The 19269-nt window shown below is 58.2% G+C and carries 19 protein-coding genes; all 19 read right to left on the bottom strand.

All coding sequences use genetic code 11. The annotated features are described in order from the left end of the window. Positions 1-220: 220 nt before the first annotated feature. Complete coding sequence (locus LB556_RS31285) at positions 221-592, bottom strand: hypothetical protein (protein WP_224571246.1); 372 nt, start codon at positions 590-592, stop codon at positions 221-223. A gap of 402 nt (positions 593-994) precedes the next feature. Continuing rightward, the gene (locus LB556_RS31280) at positions 995-2062 is read right to left on the bottom strand and encodes a GlxA family transcriptional regulator (protein WP_140884299.1); all 1068 of its coding nucleotides are present in this window, start codon (positions 2060-2062) and stop codon (positions 995-997) included. A gap of 304 nt (positions 2063-2366) precedes the next feature. Further along, complete coding sequence (locus LB556_RS31275; RefSeq protein ID WP_224571245.1) at positions 2367-2936, bottom strand: HupE/UreJ family protein; 570 nt, start codon at positions 2934-2936, stop codon at positions 2367-2369. A 169-nt stretch (positions 2937-3105) separates the two neighbouring features. Next, on the bottom strand, positions 3106-4662 hold the full coding sequence (locus LB556_RS31270; RefSeq protein WP_140884298.1) for an ABC transporter substrate-binding protein: 1557 nt from the start codon (positions 4660-4662) through the stop codon (positions 3106-3108). After that, on the bottom strand, positions 4662-5282 hold the full coding sequence (locus tag LB556_RS31265) for an ANTAR domain-containing response regulator (protein ID WP_181167536.1): 621 nt from the start codon (positions 5280-5282) through the stop codon (positions 4662-4664). The genes LB556_RS31270 and LB556_RS31265 overlap by 1 nt, the downstream gene beginning before the upstream one ends. Then, positions 5272-6450: a transporter substrate-binding domain-containing protein gene (locus LB556_RS31260; RefSeq protein ID WP_140884295.1), complete on the bottom strand. Its 1179-nt coding sequence runs from the start codon at positions 6448-6450 to the stop codon at positions 5272-5274. The genes LB556_RS31265 and LB556_RS31260 overlap by 11 nt, the downstream gene beginning before the upstream one ends. Positions 6451-6466: 16 nt before the next feature. Next, complete coding sequence (locus LB556_RS31255) at positions 6467-7174, bottom strand: urease accessory protein UreF (RefSeq protein WP_224571244.1); 708 nt, start codon at positions 7172-7174, stop codon at positions 6467-6469. Next, positions 7167-7661 (bottom strand): hypothetical protein, encoded by a 495-nt coding sequence (locus tag LB556_RS31250; protein ID WP_140884292.1) that lies wholly within the window; start codon positions 7659-7661, stop codon positions 7167-7169. The genes LB556_RS31255 and LB556_RS31250 overlap by 8 nt, the downstream gene beginning before the upstream one ends. Before the next feature lie 5 nt (positions 7662-7666). Further along, entirely contained in the window at positions 7667-8410 is a 744-nt protein-coding gene (locus tag LB556_RS31245; protein ID WP_181167535.1) for an urease accessory protein UreD, read from the bottom strand. An 86-nt stretch (positions 8411-8496) separates the two neighbouring features. Next, positions 8497-9126 carry an urease accessory protein UreG gene (gene ureG, locus LB556_RS31240; RefSeq protein ID WP_140884288.1) on the bottom strand — a complete coding sequence of 210 codons (630 nt, stop codon included), beginning with the start codon at positions 9124-9126 and terminating at the stop codon, positions 8497-8499. A 9-nt stretch (positions 9127-9135) separates the two neighbouring features. Beyond that, positions 9136-10851, bottom strand: a complete 1716-nt coding sequence (gene ureC / locus LB556_RS31235; protein ID WP_224571243.1) for an urease subunit alpha — start codon at positions 10849-10851, stop codon at positions 9136-9138. Then, positions 10844-11545 (bottom strand): urease subunit beta, encoded by a 702-nt coding sequence (locus LB556_RS31230; RefSeq protein ID WP_224571242.1) that lies wholly within the window; start codon positions 11543-11545, stop codon positions 10844-10846. Before LB556_RS31230 ends, ureC begins: the two co-directional genes overlap by 8 nt. A 39-nt stretch (positions 11546-11584) precedes the next feature. Further along, the gene (locus LB556_RS31225) at positions 11585-12292 is read right to left on the bottom strand and encodes an ABC transporter ATP-binding protein (protein ID WP_140884283.1); all 708 of its coding nucleotides are present in this window, start codon (positions 12290-12292) and stop codon (positions 11585-11587) included. A gap of 12 nt (positions 12293-12304) precedes the next feature. Further along, a complete protein-coding gene (locus LB556_RS31220) occupies positions 12305-14059 on the bottom strand; it encodes an ABC transporter permease subunit (RefSeq protein ID WP_224571241.1) in 1755 nt (584 codons plus the stop codon). Between the two features lie 64 nt (positions 14060-14123). Continuing rightward, positions 14124-14960: a branched-chain amino acid ABC transporter permease gene (locus LB556_RS31215; protein WP_224571240.1), complete on the bottom strand. Its 837-nt coding sequence runs from the start codon at positions 14958-14960 to the stop codon at positions 14124-14126. A 152-nt stretch (positions 14961-15112) separates the two neighbouring features. Next, complete coding sequence (locus tag LB556_RS31210; RefSeq protein WP_224571239.1) at positions 15113-16273, bottom strand: substrate-binding protein; 1161 nt, start codon at positions 16271-16273, stop codon at positions 15113-15115. 718 nt (positions 16274-16991) lie between these two features. After that, positions 16992-17636 carry a response regulator transcription factor gene (locus LB556_RS31205; RefSeq protein WP_224571238.1) on the bottom strand — a complete coding sequence of 215 codons (645 nt, stop codon included), beginning with the start codon at positions 17634-17636 and terminating at the stop codon, positions 16992-16994. Between the two features lie 3 nt (positions 17637-17639). Then, positions 17640-18542, bottom strand: a complete 903-nt coding sequence (folD, locus tag LB556_RS31200) for a bifunctional methylenetetrahydrofolate dehydrogenase/methenyltetrahydrofolate cyclohydrolase FolD (RefSeq protein ID WP_140884275.1) — start codon at positions 18540-18542, stop codon at positions 17640-17642. A gap of 26 nt (positions 18543-18568) precedes the next feature. Then, positions 18569-19269, bottom strand: a 701-nt coding sequence (locus LB556_RS31195; RefSeq protein WP_224571237.1) for a formate--tetrahydrofolate ligase, incomplete at its 5' end; no start/stop codon positions are given.

Here is a 19269-nt window from a genome sequence, read left to right as displayed (position 1 = left end):
ACGAAGAAACCAAAACTGGTGCCTTGCGGTGCCAACCCACAGAGATCGGAGGCTGCACATCCGAGCTCCGGCATAGTTCATGTTCCGTTCGCCCTTAGCGTACCATTTCGCACTGCTCTTGTTCCCACCCCACATAGCGATAGCGTCGCTAACAGCGGATGAACCACACAAATTGAGGAAAACCCATTTAAATGGCAAGCGACAAATTGACTTTAGGTTGCTATTCTTCGTACCGGCGCTCCAGCGCGTCGGCAATTCGCTCGCAAAGCAATTCTGACGTCACGACTGTGAGGTGGACACGGAGGTGAACTCCGTGTGTATCAACTAATGTAGTGACAATACCACGATCAGAGAACTCGGCGAGCTCGAGAACATCCTGGATGATGAAGTCCGGTCTCTGACGAAGCCTCATAGGGCGCTCATCCAACGGGTTCTCCTCCCAAATTGGTGGCTTTCCGGGCAGGCCGAGTCTAATTCGCTGGAATTCGGCGTAGCTCTCGGCAACGGCTTGAGAGTTGAATAAATGACGAGTTACTTTGCCATCTTCGATGACCTGAACGATCCGTTGGCCGCGCACATTTCTCAATCGCACGTCATTCGGTTCTCCCGCAACGATATATCGCTCTGTAGACAAACAACTTCCCCCACATAACATTCGAATGGATTTCGTCGCTTCACAACGGCCAATTCATTCGATTCAGTCAGAATGCTCGGCATATCGTCGATGGACGACGAGCTGCGGTTCCACGCATCGCCGAAGCTAACCGAAGAAAACCGTCGCCCGAAATCATAATCACCGCAGCCCTGGCCGAATGGTTACACACAAAGTGAGGAAGACCCCTTTCATCTTCCATGGCCTCGCACGCATAGAATTCCTGACATCCCGCGGCCGGAATAGAGCGCGCCCTGGAGCCCGACCCTTGGATAAACCGCCTGCGTGCGAAGGGACGTGAAGGCGTGGGCTGCGGGCGTCAGCGCTTAGCTACTTCGTCAGCTAAGCCGTCATCGGTAAACTCTGGTGGGAGGCCCCGCTCCGTTCCAATCCGAGCAGCGTTGGGTCCATCAGATCGGCGTGCCCGTTTGCACGGGCCGCCAGTCGTGTCTGATGCGGAGGGCATCCGTAGGCTTCGCGATAGACTTTGGAAAAGTGCGACGGCGAGATAAAACCGCAAGCCACCGCGACTTCCACGACCGGCAAGTTTGTGCTCACAAGAAGCAGCTGCGCGCGCTCCAGACGCAGTTCCATGTAGTATCGGTTCGGCGAGCGCCCCAACTCTCTGTCGAAAAGCCTTTCGATCTGCCGGCGCGATATCCCGCTTAACGCGACAAGATCGTCAACCGGCATAGGCTCATCCAAGCTTGCCTCCATCAGGCCAATGACCTTCATCACTGCCTTGTGGTTGAGCTTGACACGGGAGTGAAGGGGCAGTCGCTGTCGCTCCCCGGCCGAGCGCATTCGGTACGCGATGGCTTTTTCGCAGACGCGGTTGACGACGACTGAACCATGGTCACGTTCAACCAAGTGCAGAAACATGTCGAAAGGTGCATCCCCACCCGAGCATGTATGCAGATCGGCATCATGCTCAAAGGCCGTCTGGGTGGACTCTATCCCCGGAAACTGCTCGCAAAATAACGGAAGCTGCTCCCAGTGAACGGCGCAACGGCGCCCGTCCGCCAATCCAGCCCGCGCGACAACGACGGTGCCACTGCCGATGCAAACGAGGGGGATGCGGCGCATGCGGCATTCCCTTAGCCAGGCATCGAGTTGCCTGTTTGGGCGCGGGATGGCGCTGCCGCCGCAAATCACCGCGGCTGACATCAAGTTTGATTTGTGGGTTCTCTCGCGTTCATTTCTCAACGCGGAGTCGACGCCGACGGTCATCCGGCAACTCGACATCACAGGTTGCCCGTCTTCAGATACGACTTGCCAGCTGTAGACGTTTTTCCCGATTGCTTCGTTGGCTAACCGCAGGACTTCCACCGCGCAGGAGAAAGCCTGAAGCGAGAAACCAGGCAAGAGGTAGAAACTAAACGATGTGTGCGCGTTGTGTAGGTTCGCCATCCTGGCTCCTCCTCATCTGTTGGTATTTTTCTCGGCGAACTGCGGAGTGGGCTCCATCTCCTCTTTGCGCCACTATCGGGGTGAGGTCCGCAGGGTTCCGGGACAAGTTGCCGCCCTATTCGGCAGGCCGGCGCCAAGCTGATCTTCCAACAAAATATTCGCTAAACCTCAATCCGACCGAGCATCAGGCTCATGGGGGCTACTTCCCGAGGCACCGTCGAGGCGAGTTACTCGACCTCATCACGCCAAGGGATTCCCCTGCGTCGCCAACGCCGGCTATGCTTCCACCTAAAAACAGAACGCCCTAGATAACGCCTGTGACCAGGGCGCCTCCTGCAACCGCAACAATGGCTCCTGCGAGACGGACCAAGGTTTCCCCACGCGGCCCGGCTTTGCTGGCCATCCCCAGCCCGAGGGCAAGGCCAGAGGCATGCAGCAGCACCGTCGCGATAGCGAAACCAGCACCATACGCAAGGCCAGCGACATTTTCCGGCATCTCGGCGCCATGGGCGTAGCCGTGGAAGAAGGCGAAGAAGCCAACCAGCGCCATCGCTGCGGGTATCATGATCTTAAAGCCAAGTGCGACCGCAGTTCCGAATGCGATGATCGACAGGCCAATGCCAAGCTCAACGAAAGGTGCTGGGATGCCCGCGAAACCGACCGCGCCGCCAATGGCCATGACCGAAACGAAGGCAGCCGGCACCAAACACAGCGCGCGCCCACCCAGCTGAGCAGCGAGCAGGCCGACCATGACCATGGTGAGCACATGATCGACGCCACCAATCGGATGCCAGAAGCCATGCGCGAAGCCGCTGGTATCGCCTACCCCGACATGGGCGCTGGCTGTTGATGAGCTTGCGACGAGCATGGCCATGACGGCAAATGCCGTATTCGGAATCCTTTTCACCGTAGTCTCCTTTATTCGTGTTGCTGATCATGACCGACCGTCACCTCCTGCTTTCTGAGCGTGGTGTCGACGGGCCGGGAGTGGCAAACAGCGTTCGATAAGGGCTCGCGCTGTTATGAGTGTCAGATCGGTTCTATCAAACGCCAGAATCCATCCATACGTTCTTGAACGAATGCCAGTTCTGCCTTGGGTTGCGAAACCCCTTTACCCGAGGGTGATAGCAGACTGAGCCGCGTCGCAAAGTCAGCATTGGCAGTACTGGCAGATCGTCCATGATCAATAGGTTAGCCTCTCGATACAACTGTCTTCGTTGATCGTCACTTTGGGTTTGTCGAGCCTTGTCTAGCAGGCGGTCCACAGCGGGATTGGAATAATACCCCGCATTGAATCCGAACGGAGAACTGTTCCGGGAATGCAGAACTTGCTCCAGCCAGACATCGCAGGACATGCCCCAGCTCATCTGCGAAACGCCTGCGCCGCCCGGCACCCCGGATCGCCATTCGTTGCAATAGGAAACCCAGTCTTTTGTCCGCACAATCTCTGCGCCGAATCCGATCGCCTCAAGATTCCTCGCCAGATACTCGCAAATTCGGGTGGGCATGAGTTGGCCAGATCCAGCGCTCGCGGTGATGATGCGCAATCGCCAACCCGGCGGGACCTCTGCTTCCTTTAAAAGTTGTAGGGCACGCTCGGGGTTGAATTCATAAGGAAATTTATACCCTTCATCGAAGGACGGCGAAGCAGGCGGTAGCATGCCGGATGCGACGGTGGTGTGACCACGGAAGATGCTATTGCTCAATCCTTCCCGATCAACTGCGTATGCAATGGCGTGACGAACTCGAACGTCGCTCAGGACCGGATCGTTCATGTTGAAAATGAAATACCAGACATAAGGCACCTGGCTTTCAATGATCACAAATCCGCGCCGTTCTAATTCGTCGAGATCACTCCCCTCTAGGCCATAGGCCAGATCGACATCTCCACTGAGCAATGCGTTGTACCGATCTTCAAGGCTTGGATACGGCTTGAACTCAATACCTTTGAGCTTGGGCGAACCACCCCAGTAATCCTCATTCCGCCGTAGCCGAACGCCACTGCCGAAAGCTGTTGAAAAGCGATTGTCGATACAAAATGGGCCGGTGCCCGGCGCATGGTCGGCAATGTCTAAATTGCCATACTTTTTCAGGGCCTTTGGACTGATAAAGACGTGCGCCCCCGGCGCGTCCTCCTGTGTCATGTAGCGTAGGAACTCTGGGAAGGGTTCCTTTAGCGTGATAAGGATCGTCATACGCCCCGTGACTTCCACGGATTTGAGCGCTTCCAGACCAACCCGGTTGTAATCGGCCGCCACAGGAGAATATTGAGGCGCATCGGGGTTCCACATGCGTTCTATGTTGAACAGCACGGCCTCCGTATCGAACGGAGTCCCATCGTGGAATCGGACATTTTCCCGCAAGCGAAACAGATACTTGGTTCCGTCGTCGGAGATCTCGACCGAAGTAGCGAGCGCGGGTACAAGTCGTGTCGGACTGGCTACCTCATCTTCCAGATCGTCCTCATATAAACTCTCGAACATCTGCTGGACAACTCTTCCCGTATTCCAACCACCAAACGACGCGGGCGGATCGATCGGGTCGACTTCCCAGTCAAGGGCGACACGCAGAATAGAGTCTGGGGTCCTTGCAGGTGCCATCACAATGCTTCCTTCGGCTTAATTCGAAAATTTGGATCGCTCAACTCCGACCCGCAGGCCAGAACCTGGTCCGCGACCTTGGTCATCGATTCGCGTCCTTCCAGGGACCAGCGGCGGATGCATTGATACGCATGCTCCTCGCTGATCGATCGCTCCGCCGCGAGGAGCCGGACCGCGTTATTTACGACGCGACGCGAACGCAGGGTTTCGTCCAGCTTCGCGATCTTAGTGTTCTGCCGGCGTTCGAACCGGTAACGCGAAGTTGCCACCGTCAACGTCGACATTATCCCGAAGGGGTGGATTGGCTTGCCGATGACGGCCTGCACGTCCGCTTCAAGCAGTTCGCGGACGACCGTGGGGCTCTCATATTCGACCATGCCGATGAGGGTGCCGTCGCGTCCTCTCTTGAGGGTGCTCACATCGAGTGAAGAGTGGCCGCCGAAAATGCAGAAGACGACATCGGCATGAGTCGGCCAACGATCGGGTACCGGCCACAGGGTATCCACCTGGCATCCGATCCGCTTTAAGTGCCGGACAAGTTCATCACAGTCCGAATCCGGTGGGTGGACCACACATGCTCGAATTTTACGCAGTTCACGGATCAGCGCCTCACCGGACATTGCCGATCTCCTCGATGCGGCCAAGGCCCACATAGTTCACAAGGTACGGGTCCGGTTTCATCGGCTTCTTAAACTCCGCCACGACCCCGAATTTTCGCCCCGACTCCGTCATCCCGATTCTAGGCCAGAGATAGGTATGGCCGTTGTCAGGATCGACCATGACCACGCCCTGGGGAGCCGATATCTCGAGGCCGAGCACCGCCGCGCGAAGCCGTTCCGGATCCAGCGTTCCCGCGCGTTCCAGCGCTCGCGCAAAGAGCAGCACGGTAAAATACGCAGCCTCCGCACAGGCATCGGCCGGGCGCTTAGCTCCGAAGCGTTGGTGATAACTGGCAACGAAACTGCTGTTTCGCGCCGATTGCACCGTTTCGAAATAGGGCGCAGAGACAATGTGACCCGGCGGCGGCTCGAACCACATTTCCTGGAGATGTGCCTCGTTGGTCGTAAGGGAGGCGATGGGCATAACGGCCGGATCGAGTTTTTCGGCCGAGTAAGCATCGTAAAGTGCCGCGATTCCTGGCCCCACCACCGTTGAGAAGATGACGTCGGCGCCGAGCGATCGCGCTTCCTTGACCACTTCCAGAAAGGCATCCCTGTGAGCGCCGAACGGCAGATAGTGTTCTCCGACGATACTACCTCCGATTTCGGAAAGGAGGTCGCGCATGATCCTGTTGGATTCTCGCGGGAAGAGATAGTCGCTGCCGACGCACATTAGCTTTCGTCCGAAGCGCGGGAACAAATATTCAACGAGGGGCAGGTGCAACTGGTTGGGAGCAGGGCCGGTATAGATGACATTGGACGAATATTCGAACCCCTCGTAGCCGATTGAATACCATAGCAAACCTCCGCGACGCTCGACGACCGGAACCACAGCCTTTCGGCTGTATGACGCCGAGCAGCCGAATATGTTGGTCACGCCGCGGTCCATGAGGAGCGAACTGGCGAGTTGGGTATAGCGCTGCGGATCGGAAGCCGGATCCAGGATCAAGGGAGAAATCGGCTTTCCAAGTACGCCGCCTGCGACGTTTACCTCCGAAATGGCGAGCAACGTTCCTTGCAACTGCGAAGTCTCGGCAATCGCCGTGATCCCGCTTCTTGAGTATAGAACCCCTACCGGCCATGTGCCTTCCGAGCGAAACGACTCCTCGAGTTCGCCAATGGCGGACATCTCTTTGCCTCCCTGGCTAAGTTGCAAACAGGCGCAGTGGATTACGCTGAAGCTGCAGCATCGCAATATCCAATTCGAGCGTGGTCGAACTCATGTCGTCTAGATCCAAGAGTAGGGCCGTTTCTGCAGCCCGAACAATGGTCGGGACACATTTATAGAGAAGAACCTGCGCTTCGGCGGATCCCATCCGGCCAAGTCGCACGGCTGCCGAAAGGAGGCCGCTTGCCGTGCCACGTAATTCTGCTAGGACCGTGTTCTCAATGCCTATTCCCCTTGAGGCCGAAACGGCTGCTGCGACAACAGCGATGTTGCCGGCCTCGCCCATCTGCACTTCGCGGCAGAACGGATCGAGCACATCGTGCGGCCAGACCTGAAGGGCAAGTTTCGCCAGTTGGCGACCGCACGAGGTCGATGCTTTCCGGGCCGGAACCGAAAGCTTTGTGGCGAGAAGACGCTCGTCGACATCATGCAATTGGCCGAGATCGGCCACCGAAAACATCCGATGTGCATGAGCGGCTGCAACGGCGTCGCTGCGGCCCGATCCGTGGAGCAGCACCGCTTTGACGACTTCCGCGATTTGGGCCGAGTTCTTTGGAAGCTCCTCCAGTATTCCTTCCAATCCGCTGGAATGGACATAACGCCCGATCGGCAGCGAACTGTCTGCCAACTGAAGGGCCATCAGGAAACTCGTGTCTATCGCCGTTCCTGCCCACATTTCATTCATGAGCGTGCCCTGTCATCAAAAGGGGGCAAGAGGCACCTAGCCGAACGTAGTCAAAACGCAGCGACAGTTCGCCGAACTGGAGGTCTCGAACCGTCTTCGTCATGACGTCCTCGCTCGACAGCATCGGCACGAGGATAGAGCAACCGTCCACCTCGACCGGTACATGCTGGTTGCCGAACGCGTGGCCGATAAGGGCAGCCTGCCGAACAATATCCTCAACCGAGTTGGTCTGGCTGAGGTCAACGATGAGGGCGGGTTCCTCGGGCCTGCACACGACCACCGTGTGATCCTCGCTGTCAAATAGAACCGCGCCGTGAAAAAGGTACTGGCTGTGCTGCATCGATACCGCGAAATCGAGGCCGCCCTTCGTGCGCCGCCGAAGCCGTCGCTTGCTGGCGTCCACCCAAGGCACGTCAAGGAAATCCAATGTCCCGCCGTACCGTTGCACTGCGTCCAAGGCGCCAATAATTCCGTTCGAGATAATCATGGGACCTATTTCCTCTTAGATGGTGCTGGCGACCCAATCATCTGCATTCGAATCCGTGACCAGGCGTCTTCCATGAGACGCGTGATGGTTGAGGACGACCGGGCGAGGACACGGACTATGATGCCTATCGCTCCGGGCAAGGCGCCCACCCCCAATCTAAAATCCTCGCCGGTCATCTCCAGAGACGAAGCGGCATCGTAAACGCCCTTTGCGTTGCCGCCTGGAACGAGCGCCAGCAGGTTTCCCCAATAGAGAAAGGAGCCAAGGACGCCTCTTATATTGATCGGCATCGTCGTCGGTTCCATGAGTATGCGATCCGTGAAAAGCGTGTTGCCGGCGACCCTAATCCGTGTTTCCAGTTTGAGGCGGTTGAACGCGAAAATTTCGCCGCGGGCCAAACGTCCCGGCGCGACGATTTCGCTCGCAATGAGCATTGAACCTTGGTCGATGTCGATCGTCGTCTCCTGGTCGTAGGATGATAGCGCCTGCGGGATGAGTTGGTCCGGTAGGTACTCAATGTACGACCCCTGTTTTGCCTCCAGCAGCACCCTCTGAAACGCTGCTCCGTCGAGCATGCGGTGGAGCTTGGTCGCGGACGTGCTGGTGATATGAAGCTTTCCGCCGCTGCGCGCAGCAATCCGCAGTTCCAGCTTGTCGCCGCTGAACACCGCGCCTGAGGGATTCTGGACATAAACGAAAGCCATGTCAGGCTGGCTCTCGTCCAGAAAAAGGGGTGTGGTGAAATGCAAGGGAAATCTCTGGGCCCGCCGCATTAGGTGTGTTTTCCCCCGGCAGTCGGCTGCAAATTCCAAGTCGAGTAGGCCGGACGAGCGTGTCATGTCGGATCAAGAACCGCACAGCCGAACAGGGCATCCCTTTTTATTGTGGCAAAGACCTCCGAAGCACCCTCCGTCGACCGCAAATTCGTGTAGATGGTCGCCTTTTGAGGACGGTTTGCCCGAACGTCGCTGCGAATGCGGTTCAAATCAGCCCCAACATGCGGAGCGAGGTCGACTTTATTGACGACAAGGAGATCGGCCTGGAGCATTCCAAGCCCGCGCTTGCGCGGTATGTCGTCGCCTGCGGCGCAATCGATCACGAAGATCCAATAGTCGACGAGTTCGGAGGAGAATGTCGCCGCCAAATTGTCCCCGCCGCTCTCGATAAGGATCAGATCAAGCGGGTTGTCGCGTTCCAATGCGTCAGCGGCCTGAATGTTGACCGAAGGATCCTCCCGAATCGCGGTATGAGGGCACGCGCCGGTTTCAACGCCGATGACCAGAGTCTCTTCGATGAGACCGCTCGCCTTGACCCGGATCGCGTCCTCTAGAGTCACAAGATCGTTTGTGATGACCGCGGGTTTCAGCCCCGCCTCATGGATGAGGGGCAGGAGACGCTCGATTAGCCTCGTCTTCCCGGAGCCCACCGGACCACCGATGCCGATGCGAACGGCCTTTGCGGACATGAAACTCTCCTATTTCAACGTATAAAGTGTGCCAAGCGGCACCTTGCTGGCTGGAAGCGACGTGCAGTGCTCACCGTCGACTTCCACTCTGTAGGTTTCCGGATCCACCGTTATATTCGGTACTTTGTCGTTCCAGAGCATGTCCCGCTTGGAAAGCTTCCGTGTTCCTGACACCGGGACGCAGCGTGCCCGCAGGTCCAGCTTTCCGGCAATATTGAGGTCGATGGCCCGCTGGGACATGAAACGCATAGAAAGCGATTGGGCAGCGCGTCCGAACCAGCCCCATTGCGGCCGGTAGCGCAGGGGCTCGCAGCAGTAGAGGGATGCGTTCGCCTCGCCCATCACGGCCATCACCGGGAAGCCTGACTTGAAGACAGCCTCCGGCTTTACGCCGAACATTCCCGGCTTCCAGAGCACGAGATCGGCCAGCTTGCCCGGCTCGAGCGAGCCGACATATTTCGACACGCCGAACATGCGCGCCGGATTGATGGTGTATTTGGCGATGAACCGCTTGATCCGGGTGTTGTCGTTGCCGCGGCCGCTGTCCTCGGGGAGGGCTCCTCGCTGCGCCTTCATGCGCGACGCAGTTTGCCAAGTACGGGTGATGGTTTCGGCAATGCGTCCCATCCCCTGGGAGTCCGACCCTATCGCGCTGATAGCGCCGATATCGTGCAGCACGCCCTCGGCGGCGATGGTTTCGTGGCGGATCCGAGATTCGGCAAAGGCGATATCTTCCGGCAGTCTCGGATTGAGGTGATGGCTGACCATCGCCATGTCGAAATGCTCGTCGAATGTGTTGACAGTGTAGGGGTTAGTCGGGTTGGTCGACGAAGGCAGGACGTTCTCGAAGCCGCACACCTTGATGATGTCGGGGGCATGGCCCCCGCCCGCACCTTCGACGTGGTAGGCGTGGATGGTACGGCCGTCGATTGCCTTCAAGGTACGCTCGAGGAACCCAAACTCGTTCAGCGTATCGGTGTGCAGCTGGATCTGCACGTCCGCCTCGTCAGCAGCCATCAGTGCTGAATGGATCGACGCGGTTGTGGCACCCCAGTCCTCATGAATTTTCAGCCCTGCGGCACCCGCCTCGAGCTGCTCTATTAGGGGCTTATGACTATCCGAGGCGGCCTTTCCGAAGAAGCCGAAGTTAAGCGGGAACGCCTCGGCTGCCTGGAGCATATGTCCGAGGTTCACAGTGCCGGTGGAGGCGATCGGAACGGTAGTGGCCCCAAGCCCTCCGCCGAACAAGGTTGTGATGCCACTGGCAAGCGCCTCTTCGCACTGACCGGGATCTATGAAATGGACGTGGCAGTCAATGCCGCCGGCCGTAACTACCAGGCCCTCCGCTGCACGAACGTCTGTGTTGGTACCAACGATCAATTTCGGGTGCACCCCGTCCATGATGCGGGGATCGCCGGCCTTGCCGATCCCGGCGATCAGGCCGTCCTTGATCCCTATGTCGGCCTTGATGATGCCAAGGACCGGGTCGATGATCGTGGCATTCGTTATCACTAGGTCGAGTGCACCGCCTGCCGCAGTGATGTGGCCATGACAGCCGGTGCCCACTCTCAGCGTTTTTCCCGCCCCGAAGACGAGTTCGTCCCCCGGAACCAGGAGATCCCGCTCGACTTCCGCCCAGAGATCCGTGTCCCCGAGACGAACCCCGTCTCCCGTCGTCGGCCCGTACAGCTCGACATATTGGCGGCGCGACAGCATCTTAGCCATGGTGGGCTCCCCTGAACCCTTCGGCTGCTGCGCGTGCAACCGCCCTGCGCTTCACCTCCGGATTGTCCAGGTCACCATCGGTAAGGTTGTTAAGCCCTTCGACGCGACGTTCGCCGCCGATGGCAACAAGGTCGACGGCCTTCTCGTCCCCCGGCTCGAACCGGACCGTCGTTCCCGCCGGAATGTCGAGACGGAAGCCAAAGGATGCGGCTCGGTCAAACTCTAGCTCGGGGTTTACTTCGAAGAAGTGGAAATGGGAGCCGATCTGGATGGGGCGGTCGCCAAAGTTGCGAACGACCACACGCGTAGTCGCACGACCGATATTGATCTCTATTCCTTCTTTCGCCAGGCGATAGCCGCCTGGTTTGTCCTCCTCCTCCCTATCCTGTGGCAGGCCGAGGGGGTCGTGGACACAAACAAGCTTCTGACCGTCCGGAAACATCGGCTCGACCATCAGCATTTCCAGAAGCGGCACGACGCCCGGCTGAACGTCATTGCGCTGCAATACGGTGCGACCCAAAGCCATCAATTCTGAGACCGAACTACCTCTTCTGGCCCCTTCGTGGATGGCATCGGCTATTATCGCTCTGGCCTCCGGCAAATTAAGCCGTATGCCTTCGGCCAGACGGCGCCGAGCCATCCCCGCCGCCGCGAAAATCAGAAGTCTGTCGCTTTCCCTGTTGGTCAGATACACTAGATGCCCTCGCCTTTTCGAAGTCTTTTTCCGGAATGATCAGAGGCTTATGTGGGCCGCGATCTTTTCGTGTGTATCCGGGTCGCGTGTGTTTCCGGACCCCGATATTTCGCCCTTATCCAAGAGGACGTATCTATCGGAAACAGCGCGGGTGAACGGAATGTTCTGTTCAACCAGCAGAACGCCGAGGCCCGAGCGATCCCTCTCCGTCTTGATAATTTTCACCAGATTGGAGATGATTGAAGGCTGCATGCCTTCGCTTATCTCGTCGATCAGGAGCACCTTGGCCCCGACTGAGAGGGAGCGTGCCATCAGCAGCATCTTCTGTTCGCCGCCACTGAGCGTGCCGGCTTTCTGCTGCAACCGCTGGAGGAGAAAAGGGAAGCAACGGGCAATCGTCGCCTTTGTCTCGTCCCAGCTTGCCGAGCCACGCATCGCCAAGCAAATGTTTTCCTCAACCGTAAGGTCTTGAAATAACGCTTTTTCCTGCGGCACATAAGCTACGCCAAGCCGGGCAATCTGATGGGGCCTGCTGTCGCTGATGGCATGCTGCGCCATCGACACGGAGCCTGAAAACTTCGGCAAATACCCCATGATCGACTTGAGAAGCGTACTCTTTCCCATGCCGTTCTTGCCGACCATAGCGACGATTTCGCCGCGGCCAATCTCCAAGTCCAGGTTCCGTATTACGGTCGCCTGTCCATATCCGCTGCTGAGACCACTCACAGCAAGCACTGGTTCCGTCATGATGCTTCCTCCTCAGTGCCCGGACCCGGCATAGACTGATTTGACGAGCTCGGAATTCACGACTTCATCAACCGAGCCGTTAAGAACAATCCGTCCTTGGTGCAGAACGATCACCCGTGAAGAAATCTCGCGGACGAAATCCAGGTCGTGCTCCACGAGCAGAATGCAGAGTTGCTCAGTTCTGGCGAGTTCCGTCAGTATCGTTCCGATCAGCGTGCGTTCAGCCTTGGTGAGACCGGCCGTGGGCTCATCCAGAAGGACGACCTTGGGCTCGAGAGCCAACACCATTGCCAGTTCGAGCGCTTGCTTCTTTCCGTGCGACAGCACTTGTGCAGGTACGTTGAGATCGCTGTGCAGACCCGTGGCCCGGACGACGTGCATGGCGGACGGCGGAAGGTTGCAAACACCGGATTTCTGCCACTTAGACAAGGGATCCAGGCGCGCCCGGGCTATCTGGAGGCACTCGCCGACTGTCAAGCTGTCGAAGACGTTGGCCATCTGGAACTTGCGGCCGACACCGAGACGCACGCACTCTTCAGGCGGACGATGAGCGATGTCGTGGCCAGCGATTGAAATCCTGCCGCCGCTGCGCTTTGAGCCGTCGGCGATGCAGGTCATCAGGGTCGTCTTACCGGCACCGTTGGGCCCCACGAGACTGACGATCTCGCCATAGGTGGCTTCGAAGTCGATGCCCGACAGGACCTCCAAGCTGCCGAACCGCTTCTCGACCCCCCTCACGACAAGCGCCGGTCCACGGGATTCAAACCCAATGATGTTGCGACCGCTCCTACTCGCCTGGCGCAGTTGGAGCTGAGAGTATTGCTGCGGCTGGGCTATGCCAATGCGACCGCGTAACCAGTTGGCGGCATTCGAAACCAATGGCAGGATACCGCGCGGCAGGGCCACGATGACCGAGACAAAGACTATTCCGATAGCAAGCTTCCACACGAAGGGAAAATCGCCCTGCAGGTGCGCACTGGCATAGTCGATGATGATCGTTCCAATCACAGGCCCGAACAGCGTGCCACGCCCGCCGAGTGCGACCCAGATCAGTAGCTCAGTTCCGAACGTGAAGCCGGCGATTTCAGGGGCAACCACCATCGTATAGTTGGCGTACATCCAGCCGGCTATCGCGCCGATTGCGGCACAGATCAGAAAGATCACTGCCTTGATGTTGGAGGTGTTCAAGCCGAGATACTTGCACCGTTGCTCGTTTTCCCGGATCGCGGTCAAAAGCCGTCCAGCGTCGCTGCGGGTGTACATCCAGGCCACTGTCGTCAGCACCACCAGCCAGACCCCGACGGCCCAGAACCACGCCTCAGAGCTGAGGGGAATGGTGTCGAAGCCGGTCAGGCCGCTGCTCGAGCCGGTGTAGGTTCCACCGGAAAACAGAAGCTGCGTGACGATGATCGGCAGGACCAGGGTGATTACCGACGCATAGAGCGCCGACGCGCCATGCCAGAAAGCCAGAAATGCTACCAACCCGGCGAGAGCGACCGCGACCGCGATGCCGATCAGGAGAGCGGCGAACGCATATTCAGCCGAAAAGCCGCCATAGGTGAAGACCAATGCCGTTGCGTAGGCGCCGACCGCGAAGAATGCCGACTGACCGAAAGTCAGGACTCCGAGGTAGCCCCAGAGGATGTCGACCGACAGTGCGATTGCTGCATAGATCATTGACCTCACGAGCACGTTTACGGAATACGCATCCATGAAGAATGGTGCAGCGCCAACGCCGATCAGAGCGATCGAGGCGACGATCATCATCCTTGTCAGAGGGCGAACCTGGGGTCGTTGAAGGGAACTGCTTCCCAATTCATTTACGTTTGCGTTACTCATAAGAAAACCCCTGGGGACGGATACGAAGTATGACAGCGGCCAGAACGGCAATCGTCATGCCGCCGAGAACGGAACCGAAATAGTTGCTCACGACGACCTGGGCGCCGCCCAGAACAACGCTCGCGACGGCTAGACTGAAGAGGGAGGAACCCGAAACCAGCACGAGCATGAAGGCGCTGATCAGCCAGGCGACGCCCATGTTTGGATCGACGCTGGACAGCGGCGTTATCAGAGCTCCCGCCACCGCCGCCAAACCGGAGCCGAGCGTGAACGTTATGGAGCGGACCAGGCCGCTGTTGATGCCGAGTCCCCGCGCAAGGTCCTCGTTCATGATGACCGCGCGCGTGGAAAGGCCTAGCGATGTGCCCCGGAGCGCAGCCGTCAAGCCGAGGCCAAGCAGCAATGCAAGGGCCGTCAGGATTAGCCGATAGGTTGAGTAGGGCTCACCAAGGATGTTTATCACGCCTCTGATCGGAGGCTCGGCAAAATGAACGCCGCGATCAAAGACAAGGGTGATGATCTGCCCGATGATGATGCTCAGGCCCCATGTGGCCAGAATGGCATCGAGGGGACGATTGTATAACGAGCGCACCACGACACGTTCCATGCCAAGACCGACAATTCCACCGAAGATCGCCGCCAAGGGAATACCAATCCAGGGATTTAGTCCCATCGCAGTGGCCATGACGGCAGCATAGCCACCGAGCGTCATCAATCCACCATGCGCGAAGTTAATTAGCTTCATCACACCGAACACAAGAAGCAACCCCGACGAGACGATGTATAAGATCGCTGCGGTTGTTATTAGATCAAGTAGTACCGGAACCATCTAAATCTCCGAGGTTTCCTCTGTGGCATGCTGTATTAATCTTCCAAATGAAAGCCGGGTTGCACATCACCGCATCTGGAGGACCAATACAGCACCGTCACTGTTTTATTGTTCAACAGAGTCAGGCGGCGGAAAGCGCCGCCTGCCTCTGATCACAGCTTGGGGCATTGCTCGCCCGGATCCACGTTGGCGTAGGATTTGATGATCTTGGTGTCGCCCTGAGCATTGACCTGTGCGAGATACATCGTCAGCGGAGCATGGCGCTGTTTCGACATCTTCACCGGACCGCGGGGGCCGTCGAAAGTCACCTCGCTCAGAGCCTTCACGACCGCATCCGTGTCCGTCGTCCCGGCGTTCTTGACCGCCAGGGCGTAGAGATGAACGGCATCGTATTGCGGCACCGACAGTTCATTCGGCGTTTCGGTCTTTTCCCCGAATTTCGCATGCAGCGCTTTCAGGAACTGCGCATTCTTCTCCGATTCGATACCGGTGTAGTATGTGCCGCCGAGATAAATCCCTTCGGCGTCGGGTCCAAGCGTCTTGGCGGTACCTTCATCGAGCGCGTAGCTGCCATAGTTGGCGGTGATGCCGGCCGACCGCAATTGCTTCGTGAACGTCACGTTTGGCGCGCCGGCGGCAGTCGAGGTGATGATGGCGTCCGGGTTAGTCGCTCGGATCTTGCTGACGATCGCCGTCCAATCCGTCGCATCCATTGGATTGTATTCTTCTCCGACGAGCGTTCCGCCCTTCTCGGCGATGTACTTGTTCGTATCGCCAAGAAGTCCCCGGCCAAAGGCGTAGTCGCTGCCAACCAGAAAGAACGTCTTTGCGCCATGATCCTTCATGAAGTAATCTACCATGAGCGAAACCATTTGCTGCGGCACCCAGGCGTCGATGTGTTGATATTTGTTGCAGGAGGCGCCTTCATAGAAGGAGGTGTAGATGTACGGGATCTGCCCCCGCGTGATGATCGGCAGGCCGGCGTTGCGGGCTGCCGTCGTTTCCATTGCAATGATCGCGTCGACCTTCTTTTGAAAGACAAGGGAGTCGTAGGCCTTCTGGGCTCCGGCCGCGCCGGACGCGTCGTCGGCCACCTCTACAACCAGCTTTCTGTTCAGCAACCCGCCGGTATCATTGATTTCGGAGACTGCAAGTTCGGTCGCCTGAATGACGGACGGGGCCACGACGCTGTTTGCGCCGCTCAAGCCGACAGGAATCCCCAACACGATCGGATGGTCTTCCGCAACTGCGCTCCCGGCCCACAGGGCAGTTATGGCAAGCAACACTGAAATCTTCTTCATCGGCTCTTTCATTTAGGTTCCCCTTTTTGATTTTTGCCCGCTCAAAGTGCCAAACGACATCCATTCCGTTGAGCAGACGGTAACCGTCAGCCTAGCGAAGTGATGTCAATGATTTTGAGTGGATGTTAGCCAACAATTCCGCGCATCCAGGAACCGTCCTGAGCGTGGCACGTGGTCTGAGGGTGGCTATCCCGCCACCATGTCAACGATTGCACACATTCAAGACGGCGTCAATGATTAGTATTCGGGGCTGCGTCGCTTGATTCTCACGGGAAACCACGGCGGGCATACCCAGGACGCGCCTCGCGCAGCGACGCGCCGGTTGAACGACGCGCCTGATGCGGAAGTTGGTGCGCCGATTTGCAGATGAGGCTCTGTTTTGAGGATTGCGTCTAATGAGGCGCAATCCTCAAAACGGAGCAATGAGATGGGCCGATATGAGCCCGTTTCGCCGACACATGATCGAGACATCACTATCCGTAATCCTGGCCGGCCACGCAACGGTCCTATAAATACATCGTGGCGACGTTTCCCAACATTGGACCACTATCCGGACCGGCTTGGCCTTCAGGACATCCGTGCTTTCCAGGTGCATGTGGTCGGGACCGGGGAGGCGTGTGCGCTGCGGTTTTCTACCGCGCGACGTTGAGCCATGCCAGCGGCGAGAGCCGAAGCTCGGCTTACCGCTTGTCGCCTGGGAAACGCCACCTGGGACGCAGGCCTTGTACGCTTAATGTTTCACATCGGTGAGAAACAGCGCAACCGCCATTGCCCGATTGCGGACGTCGAGCTTATCGTACAAATTTTTCAGATGGTACTTTACCGTGTTCTCCGAAATGCCCGTCCTGGCCGCAATCTGTTGATTGGTCCAGCCATTGGTGAGTACAGTGAGCAATTCCAGTTCGCGGGTCGTTAGGCATGACAACGGCGTTTCGTTGATTTTGGAGACATCCATGAAAGGTATGCAGATGCGGCCGTTTGCGACTGCAGCAACCGTGTCGAACAGAATGCCGGGATCGTCGAATTGATAGCAGAAGCCGTAGGCACCGAGGCGTACACACCGCTTCAGAATGCTTATGTCGTGATCATTGCAGAAGATGACGACGCGCGTCGCGAACTGCAGACGCCGAAGTTCGATCAGTAGTTCGCCAGCGTTCATGTCGGATAGCTTCCAGCCGACGATTGCGATGTCGAAGGCCGTCTGCGTCTCCTCAACTGCTTTCAGAAACGCTTTGCCGCTCTGGACGCCGGCCGCGAAGTCGAAACGTTCGTCGCGGATGATGATATCGCGCAACGCCGAGATCACTAGCTGATTGCGCTCGGCAATGAGCAGCCTTTTCGGCCATGTCGATATTTTGACGCCGCCGCCGTGCATCGATCAACTGCTAGCTTCGAGAGCAAACGCCCGGCCGGCCGCACGGGAGGCCGCGGTCAAAGTATTGGCCATCAGCAGTGCAATCGTCATCGGCCCTACGCCACCGGGGACGGGCGTTATGGCGCCTGCCTTTGTGGCGGCTTCTTCAAAAGCCACATCCCCGACTAGGCGGGCCTTGCCGTTACCGGCGCCGGAAATACGGTTGATGCCGACGTCGATCACGGTCGCCCCGGGCTTGACCCAGTCCGCTTTGATCATTTCAGGTCTACCAACAGCCGTAACAAGGATGTCGGCGCTTCGGCACAGCTCCGGGAGGTTCTTGGTGCGGCTGTGGGCGATGGTCACGGTGGCGTTGGCCTGCAGCAGGAGATTGGCTATCGGCTTGCCGACAATGTTAGAGCGTCCGACCACTACAGCGCTGAAGCCCGACAGATCACGGCCGTGCACGCGCTCGATCAGAATCATCGAGCCGGCCGGCGTGCAGGGCACGAAGGCGGTGTCGAGTTGCCCCGCGCCGAGCTTGCCGACGTTGATGAAGTGGAACCCGTCGACATCCTTCTCCGGCGCGATCATCTGGATGATGCTGCCGGAGTCGATGTGGTCCGGCAGGGGCAACTGAACCAAGATCCCATGGACCCCAAGATCAGCATTAAGCCTTTCGACTAGCGCGACCAACTCTTCCTGGGACGTGTGCGTCGGCAGCGCATACTCGGTCGAATGGAACCCGCACTCCGTGGCTTTCTTGCCTTTGGACGCAACATAGACCTGACTGGCCGGATCTTGGCCTACTATGACCACAGCGATACCCGGAACTACGCCGGTTTCACCGGTCAGCTGCTGGGCGACCACTTTGAGCTTCGCAAGCACATCCGCTGCAACCGCAGTGCCGTCGATTATCTTTGGCATATTTATACTCCTTCGGCCTGTCCTGCTCAGCTAAGGCCTTCGATGTCACCGTTTTCGTTGAGGAAGATCTTTTCCGAGGATGGCGCCTTTGGCAGGCCGGGCATGGTCATGACCTCGCCGCAGATGATGACGACGAAGCCCGCGCCCGCCGAAAGCCTGACCTCACGCACCGGCACGGTGTGGCCGGTCGGCGCGCCGCGCAGGTTCGGGTCGGTCGAAAAGGAATACTGGGTCTTGGCCATGCAGACCGGGAGGTTGCCGTAGCCGGCATCTTCCCAGGCCTTGAGCTGATCTCGCACCGACTTGTCGGCGATGGCTTCCGAGCCGCGATAGATGCGCTGGACGATTGTGTTGATCTTCTCGAACAGCGGCATGGCGTCGGGATAGAGCGGCGCGAACTGCGAGGCGCCGGATTCGGCCAGCGCCACCACCTTGTTAGCGAGATCCTCGATGCCGGCGGAGCCCCTGGCCCAGTGCTTGCACAGGATCGCCTCTTCGCCCATCGAGGCGACATAGTCCTTCATCGCCTGGATTTCGGCATCGGTGTCGGAGTAGAAGTGATTAATGGCAACCACCGCCGGCACGCCGAACTGCCTGATGTTCTCGATGTGGCGGCCAAGATTGGCGCAGCCCTTTTTCACCGCCTCGACGTTTTCCTTGCCGAGGTCTTCCTTCTTGACGCCGCCATTCATCTTCATGGCGCGCACGGTGGCGACGATGACGGCCG

It is taken from the genome of Mesorhizobium sp. ES1-4, assembly GCF_020164745.1.
Classification (GTDB): Bacteria; Pseudomonadota; Alphaproteobacteria; order Rhizobiales; family Rhizobiaceae; genus Mesorhizobium.
The sequence above is the reverse complement of the archived record's forward strand: the minus strand, read 5'-3'. Positions and strand labels throughout refer to the sequence as shown.